This is a genomic window from Pseudomonas sp. 273, from assembly GCF_029201425.1.
Taxonomy (GTDB): Bacteria; Pseudomonadota; Gammaproteobacteria; order Pseudomonadales; family Pseudomonadaceae; genus Pseudomonas; species Pseudomonas delhiensis.
Map to the genome: position 1 here is coordinate 583,764 of NZ_CP116775.1, position 18,063 is coordinate 601,826.

An 18,063-nucleotide genomic window follows, 5' to 3' on the forward strand; every position below is an offset into this window, starting at 1 on the left:
GCCAGTATGGCCGGCGAACCGCTTCGGGGCACGCGGGGCCATGGCAGGGCATGCGACAAGTTGGCGCGGGGTGGGAGGATGGCGCGGGGCGTCGGCGCCCGGCATGCTGGCCGGGCACGCAGGGGCAGGCTTCAGGAGGCGATGCGCAGGGTGCGGCCGGCGGTCATGTCCGCCAGCAGGCGCGGGGCGCTGTCGCCCTGCTCGATGGCGATACCGAAGCGGATGCTCTGGATCAGGCGTTGCAGCTGTTCCGCGTCCTGCAGCTGGGCATTGCGGATGAGCCGCTTGGCCGCCACGCCAGCCTCGGTCGAAAGCGTCAGGACGATGCTGCCGTCCGGCCGTTCGAGGCTGAAGTTGACCCGGAACTGGGCCTGGAATGCATCGGTGAGTACCTGGAACGGGCTTTCCATCTTCGATCCTGCCTGCGTGGTGGCGTGACCCTTCATGGACTGGAAGGCGTCAGCAAAGTTCGCATTCATATTGCCGCAGCCTCGGCAGGCTATTGCTGCCGGAGGTCAATGGCGTGTGTCTTGCACGTACCAAGCCAACAATCGCTTCAGCGAACCAGGAGTCGACGGATGAAACTGCAATGGGCCGAACGTATACGCCAGCACATGCACGGCACGGCCGAGTCGCTGGGCAACCTGCTGGTGGAGGGGTTCCACTACCTGGCGCTGTTCGCCATCGGCGGCACCGTGTTCTGGTCGGCCGCGGTGGCCTTCGTCGAGATGTTCGAGAAGGGCCACGCGAGCATCGACGACATCCTGCTGCTGTTCATCTACCTCGAACTGGGCGCCATGGTCGGCATCTACTTCAAGACCAACCACATGCCGGTGCGCTTCCTGATCTACGTGGCGATGACCGCGCTGACGCGCCTGATGATCGCCGACATCCAGCACAACCACGTGCCCGACGACGGCATCATCCTGGTCTCGGTGGCCCTGCTGCTGCTGGCCCTGGCCATCCTGGTGGTGCGCTACGCCTCCTCGCGCTTCCCCTCGGCGCCCTCGGGCAGGGGCGAGCAGGCGCTGCTGCAGGACGACGAGCGCTGACGGCGGTTCGAGCGGCAATGGCCCCTTGGCGGCCGCGATGCACTAACATCGGAATAATTCGCGCCGCCGAGGGAAGACCCGCACGATGAAGGGCTGGAAGCTGTTCGCACCCCTGCTGCTCCTGGTAATCATCTCCATCACCCTGTACCTGCGTCTGCACACCCAGCCCCTGCTGCTGCAGGGCGAGGCGGACGCCATCGAGGTCATAGTCGCCTCCAAGGCCAAGGGCCGCGTCGAGCACCTGCACGTGCGGCGTGGCGACGACGTGCAGAAGGGCCAGTTGCTCATCAGCCTCAGCAGCCCCGAATTGCAGGCCCAGCTGGACTCCCTGCGCGCCGCGCGCAGCCAGGTGCAGGCGCAGCTCGACGAGTCCCTGCACGGCACCCGCGAGGAAACCCTGCGCGCGCTCCAGGCCAGCCTGCTGCAGGCCCAGGCCGAGCTGCGCAATGCCGAGCTGGATTTCCAGCGCAACGAAGAGCTGGCAGGGCGCGGCTTCGTTTCCCAGGCCCAGCTCGACCTGACCCGCCGCGGCCGCGACGTGGCGCGCAATCGCGTGGCCGAGGCCCAGGCCAACCTCGACGAGGGTACCCAGGGCGACCGCGAGGAGCGCCGCCGCGCGCTGCAGGCCGCGGTGCGCCGCGCCGACGCGCAGATCGCCGAGCTGCAGGCGCAGACCGACGACCTGGCGGTGCTCGCCCCGGTGGATGGCGAAGTCGGGCCGATCCCCGCGGAGGAGGGCGAGCTGATCAACGCCTACAGCCCGCTGCTGACCCTGGTGCGGCTGTCCGACAGCTACCTGGTGTTCAACCTGCGCGAGGACATACTCGCCAAGGTGCGCAAGGGCGACAGGGTGAAGCTGCGCATCCCGGCGCTGGAGAACGCCGAGGTGGAGGCCGAGGTGCGCTACATCGCCCCGCTGGGCGACTTCGCCACCAAGCGCGCCACCCGCGCCACCGGCGACTTCGACCTGAAGACCTTCGAGGTCCGCCTGTACCCGCTGCAACCGGTGCAGGGCCTGCGCCCGGGGATGAGCGCGCTGTGGCAATGGCAGCAATAAGGCGCAACCTGCTGCGTTTCGCCCAGGCGTTCAACACCGAGACGCGCATCGCCGTACGCAGCTGGACCATCCACTGGCTCGGCTGGCTGTGGCCGCTGCTGCTGTTCACCCTGATCAGCGGCATCTACCAGGCCGGCACCCTGCTGGACATGCCGGTGGCCGTGGTCGACGGCGACCACAGCCACCTGTCGCGGCGCGTGGTGCGCGAGCTGGACGCCGGCTCCCATGCCCGGGTCGAGGTGCTCGGCGGCGGCCTGCAGGAAGGCCTGCGGCGCCTGCGCGCGGCCGACGACTACGCGCTGCTGTACATCCCCCGCGACTTCGAGGTCGACGCCCTGGCCGGGCGCCAGCCGCGCGCGGTGCTCTACTACAACTCGCTGTTCTATTCCGCAGGCTTCTACTCCACCCAGGATTTCAGCGGCCTGGTCAGCGGCGTCAACCAGGACCTGCGCCCCTACCTGGCCGCGGGCGCGGGTGCCCCGTTGCCGAAGCTGGCGAGCGTCAGCGTGGCCTACGAGAGCCTGTTCAACGCCAGCGGCAACTACATCTACTACCAGCAGTTCGCCGCCATCGTGCACCTGCTGCAGCTGTTCGTGATAGTCGCCACCGTCCACGTGCTGGCCCGCGAGGCGCCGGAACTGCGCGCTTCCTCGCCGCACATCCTGCGCGCCCGCGCCCTGGGCGTGCGCCTGCTGGGCAAGCTGGCGCCCTACACCCTGCTGTTCAGCGCGCTGCTGATACTGGAGCTGTTCCTGCTGGTGACGCTCAACGGCGCGAAGATCAACGGCAGCCCGCTGTGGATGCTGGCGATCACCGTGTGCTACGTGATGGCCGCGCAGAGCGTCGGCCTGGTGCTGTTCATCTTCACCGCCAACCGCTTCAGCGCCTACTCGCTGATCGGCCTGCTGATCGGCGTGGCGCAGACCTATTCCGGGGTGCTGCTGCCGGACCTGGCGATGCCCGAGATCGCCCGCTTCATCAGCCTGGCCGAGCCGCTGACGCACACCCTGCACGGCCTGTTCGACCAGTTCCTGCGCCAGGCCCCGCCGGAGTCCGGGCTGTACGCCTGCTGCCGGCTGCTGGTCTACCCGCTGCTGGCCTACATGATCGCCAAGCTGCGCCTGCGCCGGCGCCTCGACCTGAGCCCGGCCTGAGGAGGCGCCATGGAGAACTTCTGGAACGTCCTCAGGCAGACGCTGAAGAACATGCTCGGCAAGCCGCTGTGGCTGCTGACCGTGCTGTCGGTGGCGCTGACCACCTTGCCCTATGCCCACCGCACCATGGACGACCTGCCGGTGGCGGTGATCGACATGGACCACAGCGACGCCTCCCGCGAGCTGATCCGCCTGCTCGACGCCGCGCCCAAGATCGCCGTGCGCAGCTACAGCGAACTGCCCACGGCGCAGCACGACCTGGCCTGGCGCAAGCTGTTCGGCATCGTCATCCTCCCGGTGGATTTCGAGAAGCGCGTGCTGCGCGGCGAGGCGGTGAGCGTGCCGATCTTCGGCGACGCCACCAACCGCATGGCCAACGGGCAGATCCAGCAGGACATCAGCGCCACCTACAACGAGCTGACGCTGCGCTACAACGCCGCGCTGCTGCTGCGCAACGGCTTCACCGCGGGCCAGGCCGAGGTGCTGCTGAGCCCGGTGGTGGGCCAGCTCACCGACCTGTTCAACCCCGGCACCAGCTTCGCCGCCATCGTCCTGCCGGGGCTGGTGACGCTGATCCTGCAGCACAGCCTGCTGCTGTCCTGCACCCGGGTGAACCTCAACCTGCGCGGCGGCACCCCGCGCTCGCTGCGCCAGCCGCCGTCCACGCGCTTCGGCCGCTATGCCGCGCAACTGATGATCTGGACGGTGCTGGGCATGCTCTTCTACGTGATCTGGCCGTGGCTGATGGGCTACCGCCAGACCGCCTCCTTCTTCATGCTCATGGGCCTGGTGCTGCCCTTCCTGCTGGCGGTGATCGCCCTGAGCGAATTCCTCGCCGAGCTGCTGCCCTCGGAAGAGGCGGTGTACCTGACCATGACCTTCATCACCCTGCCGCTGTTCTACATGGCCGGCTTCACCTGGCCGCCCCAGGCCATGCCGGCCTGGGTGCAGTGGCTGGCCAACGGCATCCCCTCCACCTGGGCGATCCGCGCGGTGGTGGAGATGAACCAGATGAACCTGCCGCTCTCGGCGGTTGCCGACCGCATCCTCGTGCTGCTCGGCATGGCCGCCGCCTATGGCCTGCTGGGTACGCTGATCTACCAGTTCCGCAACTGGCGCTGGGACCAGCTCAAGGGTTGGTGAGCACCGGCGTTTTCCCGCACCTGTAGGAGCGGGCCCTGCCCGCGATTCGCGCGCAGGGCGCGCTCCTACAAGGGCGCGGTGCGTGGCCATGGTGATGGGTATCGCTTCGCTCAACCCATCCTGCGAGTCGACGCGGCTCGGGAATGCCTTTCCATCCATCGCCGCCCCTTGCCGGGATGACGCACTCATGGCATCTTTGCGCAAATGATAAGACTTCGCATTTGAGGGGTGTTCACAGGCGCACCCCCGGTGCAACGCGCCACCTGGCGCAGAGGGCTCCCGTGTCGTCCCCGTCCGCTTCCACCCATTCCCAGGTCGGCGAACTCTACGCCGGCCACCACCACTGGCTGCTGGGCTGGCTCTACCGCCGCCTGGAATGCCACCAGCAGGCCGCCGACCTGGCCCAGGATACCTTCGTCCGCCTGCTCGGCCGCCGCGAGCTGAAGGGCCTGCGCGAACCGCGCGCGTTCCTCGCCACCGTGGCCCGCGGCCTGGTGGTGGACCACTTCCGCCGACAGAGCCTGGAGCGCGCCTGGCTCGACAGCCTGGCGCAGCAGCCGGAGGCCGAGGCGCCCTCGGCCGAGGCGCGCGCCCTGGTGCTGGAGACGCTGGTGGAGATCGACCGCCTGCTCGACGGCCTCAGGCCCAAGGTACGCAGCGCCTTCCTGCTGTCGCAGCTGGACGGCCTGACGTACCCGCAGATCGCCGAGCAGCTGGGCGTGTCGCTCAGCTCGGTGCAGCAGTACATGACCCAGGCCTTCGCCCACTGCTACCAGGCGCTGTATTCATGAGCCGGGCGCAGCCGCTGGAACACTGCGTGGTCGAGCAGGCCATCGGCTGGCGCGTGCGCCTGGCCTCGGGGCTGGCCGGCGCCGACGAACAGGCCGCCTGCCAGCGCTGGCGCGCCGCCGACCCGAGCCACGAGCAGGCCTGGCAGCGCCTGGACTTCTTCGACGGGCGCCTGGCCGGCGTGGCGCCGGAAACTGCCAGCAGCGCCTTGCGCCAGGCCGCCTTCGACCCCACGCGGCGCCGCGCGCTGAAGAACCTGATGCTGCTGGCCGGCTGTGCCGCGGTGCTCGGCAGCGGCGCCTACGGCCTGCGCGACTCGCGCTGGCTGGCCCAGGCGCGCACCGGCGTCGGCGAGCGCCGGCGCATCGAGCTGCCCGATGGCGGCTGGCTGCAGCTGAACACCGACAGCGCCATCGACCTGGCCTTCGACGCCCACAGCCGGCGCATCCGCCTGCTGGCCGGGGAAATCCTCGTGCAGACCGGCCACGACGCCGCCGGCCGCGGCTTCTGGGTGGACACCGCCCAGGGCCGCCTGCAGGCCCTGGGCACGCGCTTCGCCGTGCGCCTGGAGAGCCACGATGCGCTGCTGGCGGTACAGCAGGGCGCGGTAGCCGTCTCGCCGGGCGATGGCGGACATGTCGCCGGGGTGGTCCAGGCCGGCCAGCAGGCCCGCTTCGACCGCCAGGGGCTGTATGGCGTCGATGACCTGGACGCCGACGCCCTGGCCTGGAGCGACGGTTACCTGGTGGCCCGGCAATGGACCCTCGGCCGTCTGTGCACGGAACTGTCGCGCTACCGGCCGGGCGTGCTGCGCTGCGACCCGGCGGTGGCCGGCCTGGCGATTTCCGGGGTGTTCCCGCTGGACCAGCCGGAGCAGGCCATCGCCGCCCTGCAGCGCAGCCTGCCGGTCCGCGCGCTGTACCGCACCCGCTACTGGGTGACGCTGGTGCCGGCCTAGGCAGCCCCGTCCGCGCCGCGCAAGCGTAGGGCGTATAGCCGTTCGCGGTTATACGCCGTTTGGCTGTAGCCGCCGGCTGGAACATCGGCGCCCGGCGATGGCGGCGGATAACGCCGTAGGCGTTATGCGCCCTACGGGGCTGGCCAACGACGCCACCTGAGCGTAGGGCGTATAACCGTTCGCGGTTATACGCCGTTTGACCTTGGCCGCAGGCCGCTGCGAAGGCGAACCCGAAGCGCCCGTCCGGGACGCTCCGCTCCTGATCGCGAAGCCCGGCATGGGGCGGTTTCCCGCGGCTGTCGTCCCTGCTTCAGACCAGCCCGGGCGCCGCGAAGTGCGGTCGGACTGCGTAGCCGTCGAGCAGCGCCTGCACCTTGTCCGCATCCAGTTCGCCGTTGAAGGGCAGGCCCAGGGCCTGGCGGTGGATGCCGGTGGCGGCCAGCCAGAGGGTGTCGATGCGCGCGGCCAGGGCGCCGGGCACGTCGGTCACCAGGGAATCGCCGACGAACAGGATGTTCTGCACCCCGCGGGCCTGCAGCTGCCGTTCGGCGATGCGGAAGGCCGCCGGGTCCGGCTTGCCGAACCAGCGCACCTCGCCGCCTTCCTCGGCGAAGGCCTCGGCCAGGCGGCCGGCGCCGAACACCGTGCGCCCGGCGGAGACCACCACGCGGTCCGGGTTGGCGCAGAGGAAGGGCAGCTCCAGGGCATGGCGCAGCGGTTCGAAGCGCGCCTCCAGCTCGTCCTGGGGGAAGCTGCCGACGCCGAGGATCGCCCTGGCCTTGTGGATATCCGCATCGAAGCGCTCGCGGATGTGCTTCGGCCAGGTTTCCAGGGCATCGCCCACGCCGGCGATGTAGATACCGCCGTCCTGCAGCCCTGCATCGTGCTCGATGGCGTCGATGGCCAACTGGCCGGAGGTGGTGATGCCGGTGTACAGCTCGCGCGGCACGCCCAGGCGCGCCAGGGTGTCGGCCATTTCCGCGACGCTGCGCGAGGCGTTGCTGAGGAACCACACCGGGCGGCCCTCGGCGGCGCGCCGGCGGAGCCAGGCGAGGGCGCCGGGGAAGACCTCGGCGCCGTCCATCAGCACGCCCCAGAGGTCGAGGATGAAGCCGTCGTAGCCGGCGCAGAAGGCATCCAGGCCGGCGTGGTCGATGAGGCGGGTGTGGGTGACGGCGCTGAAGCGTGGGGAGGTCATGGCAAGCCTGTCGCGGGGGAAAAGCCCCAGCCTAGCGCACCGCGGGCCGGCAGGTGAATGCTTTCAGCTGGCCGGATGGGCCTGGGCGACGCTCACTGGCGCCGGGGCCACCGGCACTTCCACCAGCCCGCGCAGGTGGCACAGGCTGAACGGGCTGGGGCTGCAGCGCCCCTCGGCCATGGCCTGGCGGATGGCGGCGACGTCGGCGTTCTGCACGTAGTGGATGGCGTCGGCCATGTCGTCGGCGCTGCCGAAGCCGCCTTCGCGCATTTCCCTGAGCGCGTCTTCCTTGCTCCAGCCCTGGACCACCGTGCGGTACATGGCGGAGAACAGCCCGGTGCGGTCGCTGCCGTGCTTGCAGTGCATCAGCACCGGGCCCTGCTGCTGGGCGGCCTGCAGCAGGTTGAGCACGCGGATCACGTCGGCGTCGTCGACGCGGTCGGCGTGGGTCGGGAAGCTCAGGACCTGCAGCGGCGCGGCGCCGGTCCAGGCCTTGTCGTCGTCCTTGATGAAGCTCAGCACCGTGTGCACGCCCAGCTGCTGCAGCAGCGGCAGGTCCTGGCCGTCGGGCAGGGCGCTGCGGTAGAGGGTGGGCGACATGCGGTAGAGGTTGAACGACTTGTCCACCGGCTGCGCCCAGTCGGCGGGGCGCTCGTCGGCGTGGGCCGCCCCGGCGACGAGGGCGAGGGCGAGCAGGCAGCGGCGCAGGGCCGGGAAGGGCAGGGCGGGGCGCATGGCGGCCTCCTGGCTGGCGGAGCGCAGACAGTAGGCGGCGGGCGATAAAGGCCGGATGAAAAGATTGTGAAAAAAACGTGAAGGCGCCCCGCGGCGATCAGCGGGGCAGGAAGCGCGCCTGCACCGGCGGGCGGAAGAACCACCAGGCGGCCAGCGGGTAGACCAGGTAGTTCACCAGGTACAGCAGCAGCGCGGCGTGGCTCGGCGGGTTGCGCCAGGCGGCCAGGGCCACCAGCGCCAGGTACAGCAGGGCCAGGCCGGCGGCGTAGAAGCCGAGCAGGCGCCAGCGCTCGCCGACGCTGGGCAGGCGGCCCACGCGACGGGCGAAGAAGAAGGCCATGCCGGCGCCGATGGCCAGCGCCACCAGCAGGTTCACCGGCACCAGGCCGTAGCGCATCAGGGTGCGCAGCAACACGTTGAGGACCATGGCGACGAGGATGCCGGTGAGGGCGTAGTAGCGGGTGCGGATGGGCATGGCTAGAGGCTCCCGTCCAGGCCGAAGCGTTTCTTCAGGGCCCTGTCCAGCAGGGCGGTGGGCAGCCAGCGGGCCAGCAGCGGCAGGGCGCGGCTGCCGTGGCCGACGCGCAGCAGGCGCGGGCGTGGCTGGCGCTGCACGGCGGCCAGCAGCTGGCGAGCCAGTTCGGCGGCCGGGGTGGGCTTGTCCTGGGAGGCGCCGGCGCGGGCGCGGATGAACTCGCGCAGCGGCCACCAGGGCGAGCCTTCGGCCACCAGGGCATCCAGGTTGCGGTTGGCGTTGGCGCCGAAGCGGGAGGCGATGGCGCCGGGCTGCACTTCCAGCACCCCGATGCCGAAGGGCGCCAGCTCCAGGCGCAGCGCTTCGTCGATGGCGTGCAGCGCGGCCTTGGAAGCGCAGTAGGCGCCGGCGAAGGGAGTGACCAGCACGCCGGACACGCTGCCGATGTTCACCACCAGCCCACGGCGCTCGCGCAGCAGCGGGAAGCAGGCGCGGGTCAGCTCGACCACGGCGAAGACATTGGTTTCGAACTGCCGGCGCAGGGCTTCGGCGCCGCCGTCCAGCAGCGGGCCCATGGCGCCGTAGCCGGCGTTGTTGACCAGCACGTCCAGGCCGCCAGCCTCGCGCCGCAGCTGCTCGGCCAGGCGGGTGATGGCGGCGCCGTCGTCGACGTCCAGCTGCACGCCGCGGAAACCGGCCTGGCCCAGGGCGGCCACGTCCTCGTCGCGCCGGGCCGTGGCCCAGACGCTGTAGCCGGCGCCCTGGAAGGCCTCGGCCAGGGCGCGGCCGATGCCGCTGGAGCAACCGGTGATCAGGGCGACGGGTTGGGGCATGGCGGCTTTCCTTGGCGTGCGCGGCGGCATGGGTGTTCGGCGCCTACCCTAACGGATTGCGCCGCGCGGGTGAACTCAATCGCCGAAGCGCCCCTCGATGCGCTCGGCGCGGAACTCCAGGGTGCTGGCGCGGTAGCCCGGGCGCAGCGCCGGCAGCGGCAGGCAGTCGCTCCAGGCGTCACCGCCGAGCAGCGCGCCGGGGGCGCGGTAGCGCGGCGCCTCGTAGAGGTTCTCGGCCAGGTCGGTGGTGTCGCCGGGGCGGTAGGCGGCGACCTTCCAGCGCAGCTCCAGCAGCGGCGCGTCGCTGCCGTTCTTCAGGTCGACGCGCAGCGGGCGGTCGGCCGGGCACAGCGTCGGCGCGTAGCGGATGCGCAGTTCCAGGCGCTCCAGGCGGCGCTGGTCGCGGCTGTCCTGCCAGATCGCCAGGGCCGCCACCAGGCCCAGGCCGACCAGGGCCGCGGCCGAGATCGGCAGGGCGCGGGCGGGGTAGCGCAGCAGGAGGATGATCCAGGTGACGATGAGGAGGATGCCGAAGAACATGGATACGTCCGGGGTGGGCCTGGGCAGCAGCCTAGCAAATCCGCCGGTCTTCGAACGACTTCGAGCCGCGCTAGCGACCTGGGTCAAGGTTGCGCGGATTTGGTGCGCCGGGCGCTGCCTTCTGCTTCGAAAAGCCGCATAATGCACATTTGAGCAGGCACGCGGCGGCATATTTCCCTTGGGAAGTGTGCATTCTGAACATCACTCGGTGTTCGTCATGCTCAAAGGTTTCCGCGTCGTTCCCCGTCGGCCTTTCCGGCCCGCTCCTTGCTCCAGGCCGACAGACATCCAACCACCTCGCGGAGACATCCATGAGTTCCCCCAGTGAATTCCCCCTGAGCGCCACGCCCAGGGAAGGGCGCAAAGGGCTGCTGCCCATCGCCATGGTCCTGTTCAGCTTCACCTTCTTCACCGGCACCATGTTCGCCGGCGGCAAGATCGGCATGGCCTTCGACTTCGTCGACATGCTCTGGGTCGCCGTCGTCGGCAACACGCTGCTGGCCGTCTACGCCGCCGCCCTGGGCCTGATCGCCTCGCGCAGCGGGCTGAACACCGTGCTCATGGGGCGCTTCTGCTTCGGCGAGCGCGGCAGCAAGCTGTCGGACTTCCTCCTGGGCTTCGCCGAGCTGGGCTGGTATGCCTGGGGCACCGCCACCGTGGCCATAGTGCTGGTGAAGATGCTGGCCCTGCCGGGTTGGCTGACCATTCCGCTGATGGTGCTGTTCGGCCTGGGCTTCAGCATCACCGCGATCATCGGCTTCAAGGGCCTGGACCTGCTCTCGCGGGTGTCGGTGCCGCTGATGTTCGTCCTGCTGGTGGCGTCCATGGTCATCGCCACCCACCAGGCCGGCGGCTGGGCCGGGCTGCTGGCGGTGCAGCCGGGCACCGGCATGACCTTCTCGGCGGCGGTGACCATGGTCTTCGGCACCTTCGCCAGCGGCGCCACCCAGGCCACCAACTGGACGCGCATGGCGCGCAGCGGGCGCATCGCAGTGGCCGCCAGCGTCATCAGCTTCCTGGTCGGCAACGGCCTGATGATAGTCGCCGGCGCCTGGTGCGCCATCGTCTACCAGAACGCCGACATCGTCGAAGTCATGGTCCTGCAGGGGCTGTCGTTCGCCGCGGTGGTCATGCTCTGCCTGAACCTGTGGACCATCCAGGGCCCGACCATCTACAACGTCTCCGCCGCGGCCTGCCACCTGGTGCGCAGCGAGCGCCGGCGCAGCATGACGCTGCTCGCCGCGGGGGTGGGCATCGTCCTGGCCATCGGCGGCATGTACGAGTGGCTGATTCCCTTCCTGGTGCTGCTGGGCTCGATCATCCCGCCGCTGGGCGGGGTGATCATGGCCGACTTCTGGCATCGCCACCGCGGCAACTACCCGGCGCTGGTCGGCCCGCACATCCCGGCGTTCAACGTCGCGGGCCTGGTGTCCTACGCGGTGGGCGCGGCGCTGGCCTACGCCTCGCCCTGGATCGCCCCGCTGGTGGGCATCGGCGCCTCGGCGGCCTGCTACATCGTGCTCGGCGAAATCGCCCGCGCCCGCGCCAGCGTGGCGGAGCCGCGCGCTTGAGCCTGAGCGTCGAGGAAATCCTCCGCCTGCCGGGGCTGGAGAGCCTGAGCCTGCGGGCCGGCGCGCGCAACCTGCGGCGCAGCGTGCGCTGGTCCTACGTGGCGGAGAACGAAGGCATCGCCGAGTGGGTGATGGGCGGCGAGCTGGTGTTCGTCACCGGCATCAACCACCCGCGCGACGAGGCCAACCTGCTGCGTCTGGCGCGCGAGGGCATCGCCTGCGGCATCGCCGGGCTGGTGATCCTCACCGGCGACGAATTTATCCAGCGTATCCCCGAAGCGCTGGTGGAACTGGCCGAGGCCGAGGGCCTGCCGCTGATCGAGCAGCCCTACGCGCTGAAGATGGTGATCGTCACCCACCTGATCGGCACGGCCCTGGTGCAGATGACCCAGGTGAAGCACTCGCGGCGCGACATCCTCGGCCAGTTGCTCAGCGGCGACTGCCCGAGCCTGGCCATCGTCCGCCGCCGCGCGGAGCACCTGCAGCTGCCGCTGGACGCGCCACGGCGCCTGGTGGCGCTGCGCCTGGCCGGCATCGACCGGCTGTTCCGCGAGCACGCCCCGGAGGAGGCCGAGCGCCGCCTGCAGCTGTACCGCCAGCAGTTGCTCGACCGCCTGGAGGACTGGCAGCGCAACCTGCCGGACGCGCTGCCGACCCTCGTCCAGGGCGACCTGTTCGTGCTGCTGCTGGCCGATTGCGAGCAGGCCTGCGGGCGCGACGCCCTGCAAGGGCTGGCGGCGACCCTGGCGCGGGAGCTGCCGTTGAGCGCCTACCTCGGCCTGTCGGCGCCCGCCGCGGACTGCGCCGACTTCCCCCGCGCGCTGCTGCAGGCGCGCCAGGCGCTGGAGGTGGCCGAAGGGCTGCGTCCGCCGGGTGGCCTCTGCGACTACCGCGAGCTGGGCGTGCTGCGCCTGCTGCGGGCCATTCCCGATCGCACGGTGATCGAGCAGTTCCTCCACGACACCCTCGGCGCCCTGCTGGCGCCGGGGCGCAAGCAGCCGCAACTGCTGGTCGACACCCTCGACGCCCTGCTCCAGGAGGGCGGCAACGCCCTGCGCGCCGCCCAGCGCCTGGGCATCCACCGCAACACCCTGAACCAGCGGATCGCACGTATCGAGTCGTTGAGCGGCCAGTCGCTCGACGACCCGCAGTTCCGCCTGAACGCATCCATGGCGCTGCTCATCCGCCGCATGTCCAGCGCCCAGCCCGAGGAGCCAAGACAATGAAGATCGTCAACGCCAAGCTGCGCAAGCAAGAAGGCCTGTTCACCATCCGCTGCGAGGGCGAGACCATCGCCGAGGTGCTGCCCCAGGCGGCCAGCGTCGCCGCCGCCGGCGAGGACCTCGACGCCGCCGGGCAACTGGTGGTCGCGCCCCTGGTGGAGCCGCACATCCACCTCGACGCCACCCTCACCGCCGGCGAGCCGGAGTGGAACATGAGCGGCACCCTGTTCGAGGGCATCGAGCGCTGGGCGCAGCGCAAGGAAACCATCACTTTTGATGACACCAAGGCCCGCGCCCACACCACCATCCGCATGCTCGCCGCCCACGGCATCCAGCACGTGCGCACCCACGTCGACGTCACCGATCCCTCGCTGGCGGCGCTCAAGGCCATGCTGGAGGTGAAGGAAGAGGCCAAGCACCTGGTGGACCTGCAGATCGTCGCCTTCCCGCAGGAGGGCATCGAGTCCTACGAGGGCGGCCGCGCGCTGATGGAAGAGGCTATCCGCCTGGGCGCCGACGTGGTCGGCGGCATCCCGCACTTCGAGAACACCCGCGAGCAGGGCGTCAGCTCGATCAGGTTCCTCATGGACCTGGCCGAGCGCACCGGCTGCCTGGTGGACGTGCACTGCGACGAGACCGACGACCCCAATTCGCGCTTCCTCGAAGTGCTCGCCGAAGAGGCGCGGGTGCGCGGCATGGGCGCGCGCGTCACCGCCAGCCATACCACGGCCATGGGCTCCTACGACAACGCCTACTGCTCCAAGCTGTTCCGCCTGCTCAAGCGCTCGGGCATCAGCTTCGTCTCCTGCCCGACCGAGAGCATCCACCTGCAGGGGCGCTTCGACAGCTTCCCGAAACGCCGCGGCGTGACCCGCGTGGCCGAGATCGACCGCGCCGGCATGAACGTCTGCTTCGGCCAGGATTCGATCAAGGACCCCTGGTACCCGCTGGGCAACGGCAACATCCTGCGCGTGCTCGACGCCGGCCTGCACATCTGCCACATGATGGGTTTCGAGGACCTGCAGCGCAGCCTCGACCTGGTCACCGACAACAGCGCCCGCGCGCTGAACCTGGGCGAGCGCTACGGCATCGCCGCCGGCCGTCCGGCCAACCTGCTGGTGCTGGGCGTGGACAGCGACTACGAGGCGGTGCGCCAGCAGACCAGGGCGCTGTATTCCATCCGCCACGGCCGCGTGTTGATGCGCCGCGCGCCGGAGAGTGTGGAGCTGCTCGAAAGTTGATGCCGGGATACCTGTAGGAGCGGGCCCTGCCCGCGATTCGCGCGCAGGGCGCGCTCCTACAGGGGAATGGCGTGGGTGGGGCGGCGTAGGAGCGGATCTCATCCGCGAATCGCGCCGGGGCCTGCGGCTATCGCGGACAAGGTCCGCTCCTACGACCGTGCTTCCCGGGAACTGTTGGCGTTATGCGCCCTGCGGGGGCCTGAGTTGTAGGAGCGGGCCTTGCCCGCGATTCGCGCGCAGGGCGCGCTCCTACGAAGAGCCCCGGCGTGGCCTGCAAGGCAGCCCCGTAGGATGGGTTGAGCGAAGCGATACCCATCGCCGCCCCACCCACGCCATTCCCCGCGCACAAAGAAAAACCCCCAGGCACTGGGCCTGGGGGCGATTGGCATCGATGGGGGAGACGCCGTCCTTCAACTAGCGAGCGGCCACCTGGGCACGGATGCCGCTCTCTTCGGTTCGACCGTAGACGTCCTCCAGACGTTCGATGTCGTCTTCGCCCAGGTAGCTGCCGGACTGCACTTCGATGATCTCCAGCGGGATCTTGCCGGGGTTGGCCAGGCGGTGCACCGAGGCGATGGGGATGTAGGTGGACTGGTTCTCGGTGAGCAGGAACACCTTGTCGTCGCAGGTCACCTGGGCGGTGCCGGAGACCACGATCCAGTGCTCGGCGCGGTGGTGGTGCATCTGCAGCGAGAGCTGCGCGCCGGGCTTGACGGTGATGTGCTTGACCTGGAAGCGGCCGCCCATGTCCACCGAGTCGTAGCTGCCCCAGGGGCGGTAGACGGCGCAGTGGTTCTGGGTTTCGCTGCGGCCGGCGGCGTCCAGTTCGTTGACCACCTTCTTCACGTCCTGCACGTGGTCGCGGTGGGCGATCATCATGGCGTCCTTGGTTTCCACCACCACGATGTCGTCCAGGCCGACCACCGAGACCAGCTTGCCGTTGCCGTGCACCAGGCAGTTGCGGCTGTCGTGCACCAGCACGTCGCCCTTGGTGACGTTGCCGTTGGCGTCCTTGTCGTGCACTTCCCAGATCGACGACCAGCTGCCGACGTCGTTCCAGCCGGCGGCCAGGGGCACCACGCAGGCGCGCTGGGTCTTCTCCATCACCGCGTAGTCGATGGAGTTGTCCGGGCAGCACTCGAAGGTGGCCGGGTCGATGTTGACCAGGTCGCCCTCGTGCTGGCTGCGCTCCAGGGCCAGCAGGCAGGTGTCGTAGATGTCGGCGTCGTGGCGCTTGAGTTCTTCCAGGAAGCGGCTGGCGCGGAACAGGAACATGCCGCTGTTCCAGAAGTGCCCGCCTTGCTCGACGAACTGGCGGGCGCGGGCCTCGTCGGGTTTCTCGATGAAGCGCTCGACCCGCGAGACGCCGCCGGGCAGCTTGTCGTCGGCGCTGGCGCGGATGTAGCCGTAGCCGGTTTCCGGGCGGCTGGCCGGCACGCCGAAGAGCACCATCTCGCCCTTCTCGGCGGCGACGGTGGCCAGGGCCAGGGCGCGCTGGAAGGCGCGGGGGTCTTCCAGCACGTGGTCGGCCGGGAGCACCAGCAGCAGTTCGTCGCGGCCTTCGGCGACCAGCTTCATGGCGGCGATGGCCACGGCCGGGGCGGTGTTGCGGCCGAAGGGTTCGAGCAGGATGCCCTGGGTCTTGAGCTTCAGCTGCTCCAGCTGTTCCTGGAGGATGAAGCGGTGTTCCTTGTTGCTCACCACCAGCGGCGGCTCCATGCCTTCGAAGGCCAGGCGCTCGAGGGTCTGCTGGAACAGCGTGTGCTCGCCGGCCAGGGCCAGGAACTGCTTGGGATACAGCTTGCGGGAAAGGGGCCAGAGTCGCGAGCCGCTACCACCGGAAAGAATGACGGGGATCATGTGGGGTTTCTCCTTAAAGCGTTCATGCGTTCTGTGGGGCGCCGGGCGCCGTTACCGTTTCGGGTGACCTCTCCGTGCGGGCCGTCTTGGCAGCTCGCTGATTTTTGGGTGCCGGTGTGGCCGGTCTTCTTGTGGTGTTCTTTTTGGTGATTTTTTGTGGGGGGGTGGTTAAGAGCCCCTCTCCCCAGCCCTCTCCCTGAAGGGAGAGGGAGTTGTTCGGCGTGAAGGGGCGCCACCTCGCTCGCCGGCTTGCGCGGAGCTTTCCGCTTGCACGGATAGCTCCCTCTCCCTTCAGGGAGAGGGCGGGGGAGAGGGCTAGGGCCTCGCGCCGGGGGGCATGGAGTGAGCCTCAGTCCGCCTTCACCGGCCGCTTGACCCACACCGGCGACAGCTTGCCGCCCTCGCCGGTGACGTACAGGCACACCACCTCGCCGCGCTCCAGGGTGACGGGCTTGAGGTCGCTGACCTTCTTGCCGCCCTCGAACAGCGCCAGGTTCACTTTCACCGGGTTGATCTCGCGGTCGCCGTGGCTCTGCGGGGCGACGTTGCCGACCACCTCGGTCTTGCCGTCGGCGGTCTTCAGGGTCAGCGCCTGGCCGCTGAGGTTCTGCACGCGCACCAGGGCCTTCTGCTTGTTCTTGAAGGGCGGCTCGGGCACCAGCCTGGGCTGGCCGCCGGGCTGGCTGACCAGGGTGTAGTAGGCGTCCGGGTCGAGTTTCACCGGCAGGCTCTGGCTGCCGACCTTGGCGGTGTAGTTGCCCGGCGGCAGGAACTTGAAGTCGCTGGAGCCCAGGGGCGAGACGTCATTGAGCTGGGCGTTGCCGACGCTCACCGAGAGTTCGCCGCTGCCGGCGTTGTAGGCCCGCACGAAGGCCGAGCCCTTGGGCGCCTGCGGGCCGTAGAGGGCGGCTTCGCCGGCGTGGGCGCCGAAGGCGGCCAGGCCCAGGGCCAGTGCCAGGGCGGGGGATTTCCAGCCGAGGGTCTTGGAACGAGTCATGGGGTGTACCTCCGTCTTCACTGTTTTCATGGGGCGCGCTGGCGCCCTGTGCGTGGCGCTCAATGCGCCGCGGTCAGGCCCGGCGGGTTGGCCGCCAGGCGTTCGTCACGGTTGCCGGCCGCGCGCAGCTGGGCCAGCCAGTCGGCATCGAACTGGCTGAGGTCGCTGTGCATCGGCAGGTAGCGTTCGGGGAATTCCCACACCAGCAGGCGCGGCGGCTTCTGCTGGAAGCCCGGGTCCTTGAGCAGCTCGAGCATGGGTTCGAGGGGCCCTTGCCTTCCTTGGCGTAGTTGATCAGGTCGGTGGACAGCGCCTGCTTGAGCGCGCCGGCGAAGTTCCAGTGGGGGTTGGCGCTGTAGCTGGTGCCCACCAGGGCCACCTGCGGCTCGGCGCCGTCGCCGAACAGGTCGCCGCCGGCCGCGGCGTCTTCGGCCGGGTGGGTCTGGCGCGCCTGCAGCTGGTCCGGCGCCGGCAGCAGGTCGCTGAACAGCGGGTCCAGGGGCAGGAAGGTCAGCAGGTCGCCCTTGTGCGGCGCGGCCTTGCTGGCGTCGGTGATGAAGGTCTGCTGCGGCAGGTCGAGGTTCTGCCCCTCGCGGATGCTCTGGGCCAGGCGCTGGGCCACGGCCTCGGCGCCCAGCGGCGTCCAGTGGGTGTCGGTGCGCAGGAACACCTGGCCGTTGTCCTTGGCCTGCCCCAGGGTGTCCAGCAGCTTGGGCGCGGCCATGCCGGCCTGGCGGGCGCGCTGCAGGAACTCGTCGTAGAGGCCGACGTGCAGCTGCGCCGGCTGCTCCTTGCCGAGGTACTCGGGGTAGATGCGCGCCTTGGCCGGGATGATCGCCAGCACCAGCTTCACGCCGCGGCGCTCCAGCTCCTGCTGCACGCCGCGCACCAGGGCCCAGTTGTCGTCCAGCTGGGTCAGGCTGGGCGCCGGCTTGAACTCTTCGTCGGTATACAGCCAGCCGTCCTTGCCGATCACCACGCCCGGGCGGCCTTCGTCGAACAGGGCGTAGTCCAGCGCGGCCCAGAGGTTGGTGCCCAGGCGCTTGATGGGGAACTGCTCGTCGTAGTGGCCTTCGAAGGCGTGGGCCAGCTTGCCATTGAGCACGCTGGTGCCTTCGGCGGCGGCGAAGCTCGGGAAGGCCTTCAGCGACCCGCCGGCCAGGCCGACCAGCAGAGCGCCGAAGGCGGCGACGTAGGCGTATTGCAGAGGTCTGGAGATAGTCGGTTGCATGGTCCG

General features: G+C 69.8%; 17 protein-coding genes and 1 pseudogene. 9 read left to right on the top strand and 9 right to left on the bottom strand.

Going from position 1 to position 18,063, the window contains the following annotated elements; all coding sequences use genetic code 11:
- Window positions 1–131 precede the first annotated feature (131 nt).
- Window positions 132–410 (bottom strand): DUF3509 domain-containing protein, encoded by a 279-nt coding sequence (locus PKO50_RS02735; protein ID WP_275628737.1) that lies wholly within the window; start codon window positions 408–410, stop codon window positions 132–134.
- A gap of 168 nt (window positions 411–578) precedes the next feature.
- On the opposite strand from PKO50_RS02735, the gene PKO50_RS02740 reads away from it, so the two are divergent.
- From PKO50_RS02740 to PKO50_RS02765, 6 genes are all read left to right on the top strand, one after another.
- Complete coding sequence (locus PKO50_RS02740; RefSeq protein WP_109933324.1) at window positions 579–1,052, top strand: phosphate-starvation-inducible PsiE family protein; 474 nt, start codon at window positions 579–581, stop codon at window positions 1,050–1,052.
- Window positions 1,053–1,137: 85 nt separating this feature from the next.
- Complete coding sequence (locus PKO50_RS02745; RefSeq protein ID WP_275628738.1) at window positions 1,138–2,109, top strand: efflux RND transporter periplasmic adaptor subunit; 972 nt, start codon at window positions 1,138–1,140, stop codon at window positions 2,107–2,109.
- Window positions 2,091–3,263, top strand: a complete 1,173-nt coding sequence (locus PKO50_RS02750) for an ABC transporter permease (protein WP_275628739.1) — start codon at window positions 2,091–2,093, stop codon at window positions 3,261–3,263. Before PKO50_RS02745 ends, PKO50_RS02750 begins: the two co-directional genes overlap by 19 nt.
- A gap of 9 nt (window positions 3,264–3,272) precedes the next feature.
- Entirely contained in the window at window positions 3,273–4,406 is a 1,134-nt protein-coding gene (locus PKO50_RS02755) for an ABC transporter permease (protein ID WP_109933321.1), read from the top strand.
- A gap of 281 nt (window positions 4,407–4,687) precedes the next feature.
- Window positions 4,688–5,197, top strand: coding sequence for a sigma-70 family RNA polymerase sigma factor (locus PKO50_RS02760; protein WP_275628740.1), 510 nt, complete (start codon window positions 4,688–4,690; stop codon window positions 5,195–5,197).
- Entirely contained in the window at window positions 5,194–6,153 is a 960-nt protein-coding gene (locus tag PKO50_RS02765) for a FecR domain-containing protein (protein ID WP_275628741.1), read from the top strand. Before PKO50_RS02760 ends, PKO50_RS02765 begins: the two co-directional genes overlap by 4 nt.
- Before the next feature lie 310 nt (window positions 6,154–6,463).
- On the opposite strand, the gene PKO50_RS02770 is transcribed toward PKO50_RS02765, so the two are convergent.
- From PKO50_RS02770 to PKO50_RS02790, 5 genes are all read right to left on the bottom strand, one after another.
- Window positions 6,464–7,351, bottom strand: a complete 888-nt coding sequence (locus PKO50_RS02770) for a TIGR01459 family HAD-type hydrolase (protein WP_275628742.1) — start codon at window positions 7,349–7,351, stop codon at window positions 6,464–6,466.
- Between the two features lie 63 nt (window positions 7,352–7,414).
- Entirely contained in the window at window positions 7,415–8,086 is a 672-nt protein-coding gene (locus tag PKO50_RS02775; protein WP_275628743.1) for a tyrosine-protein phosphatase, read from the bottom strand.
- A 97-nt stretch (window positions 8,087–8,183) separates the two neighbouring features.
- Window positions 8,184–8,561, bottom strand: coding sequence for a hypothetical protein (locus PKO50_RS02780; protein ID WP_275628744.1), 378 nt, complete (start codon window positions 8,559–8,561; stop codon window positions 8,184–8,186).
- Window positions 8,562–8,563: 2 nt separating this feature from the next.
- Window positions 8,564–9,394: an SDR family oxidoreductase gene (locus PKO50_RS02785; protein WP_275628745.1), complete on the bottom strand. Its 831-nt coding sequence runs from the start codon at window positions 9,392–9,394 to the stop codon at window positions 8,564–8,566.
- A gap of 75 nt (window positions 9,395–9,469) precedes the next feature.
- Complete coding sequence (locus tag PKO50_RS02790) at window positions 9,470–9,934, bottom strand: multidrug transporter (protein ID WP_275628746.1); 465 nt, start codon at window positions 9,932–9,934, stop codon at window positions 9,470–9,472.
- Between the two features lie 311 nt (window positions 9,935–10,245).
- Here PKO50_RS02790 and codB point away from each other — a divergent pair, with 311 nt between their 5' ends.
- The 3 genes from codB to codA are packed head-to-tail and all read left to right on the top strand — an operon-like array spanning window position 10,246 to window position 13,969.
- Window positions 10,246–11,505, top strand: coding sequence for a cytosine permease (gene codB, locus PKO50_RS02795; protein WP_275628747.1), 1,260 nt, complete (start codon window positions 10,246–10,248; stop codon window positions 11,503–11,505).
- Window positions 11,502–12,731: a PucR family transcriptional regulator gene (locus PKO50_RS02800; protein WP_275628748.1), complete on the top strand. Its 1,230-nt coding sequence runs from the start codon at window positions 11,502–11,504 to the stop codon at window positions 12,729–12,731. Before codB ends, PKO50_RS02800 begins: the two co-directional genes overlap by 4 nt.
- The gene (codA, locus tag PKO50_RS02805) at window positions 12,728–13,969 is read left to right on the top strand and encodes a cytosine deaminase (RefSeq protein ID WP_275628749.1); all 1,242 of its coding nucleotides are present in this window, start codon (window positions 12,728–12,730) and stop codon (window positions 13,967–13,969) included. The genes PKO50_RS02800 and codA overlap by 4 nt, the downstream gene beginning before the upstream one ends.
- Window positions 13,970–14,383: 414 nt before the next feature.
- On the opposite strand, the gene PKO50_RS02810 is transcribed toward codA, so the two are convergent.
- The 3 genes and pseudogenes from PKO50_RS02810 to PKO50_RS02820 form a co-directional block, all read right to left on the bottom strand.
- Window positions 14,384–15,829 carry a mannose-1-phosphate guanylyltransferase/mannose-6-phosphate isomerase gene (locus PKO50_RS02810; protein WP_109932280.1) on the bottom strand — a complete coding sequence of 482 codons (1,446 nt, stop codon included), beginning with the start codon at window positions 15,827–15,829 and terminating at the stop codon, window positions 14,384–14,386.
- Window positions 15,830–16,178: 349 nt separating this feature from the next.
- Entirely contained in the window at window positions 16,179–16,856 is a 678-nt protein-coding gene (algF, locus tag PKO50_RS02815; RefSeq protein ID WP_109932278.1) for an alginate O-acetyltransferase AlgF, read from the bottom strand.
- Between the two features lie 29 nt (window positions 16,857–16,885).
- Window positions 16,886–18,057, bottom strand: a pseudogene (locus PKO50_RS02820) (alginate O-acetyltransferase).
- Window positions 18,058–18,063 lie beyond the last annotated feature (6 nt).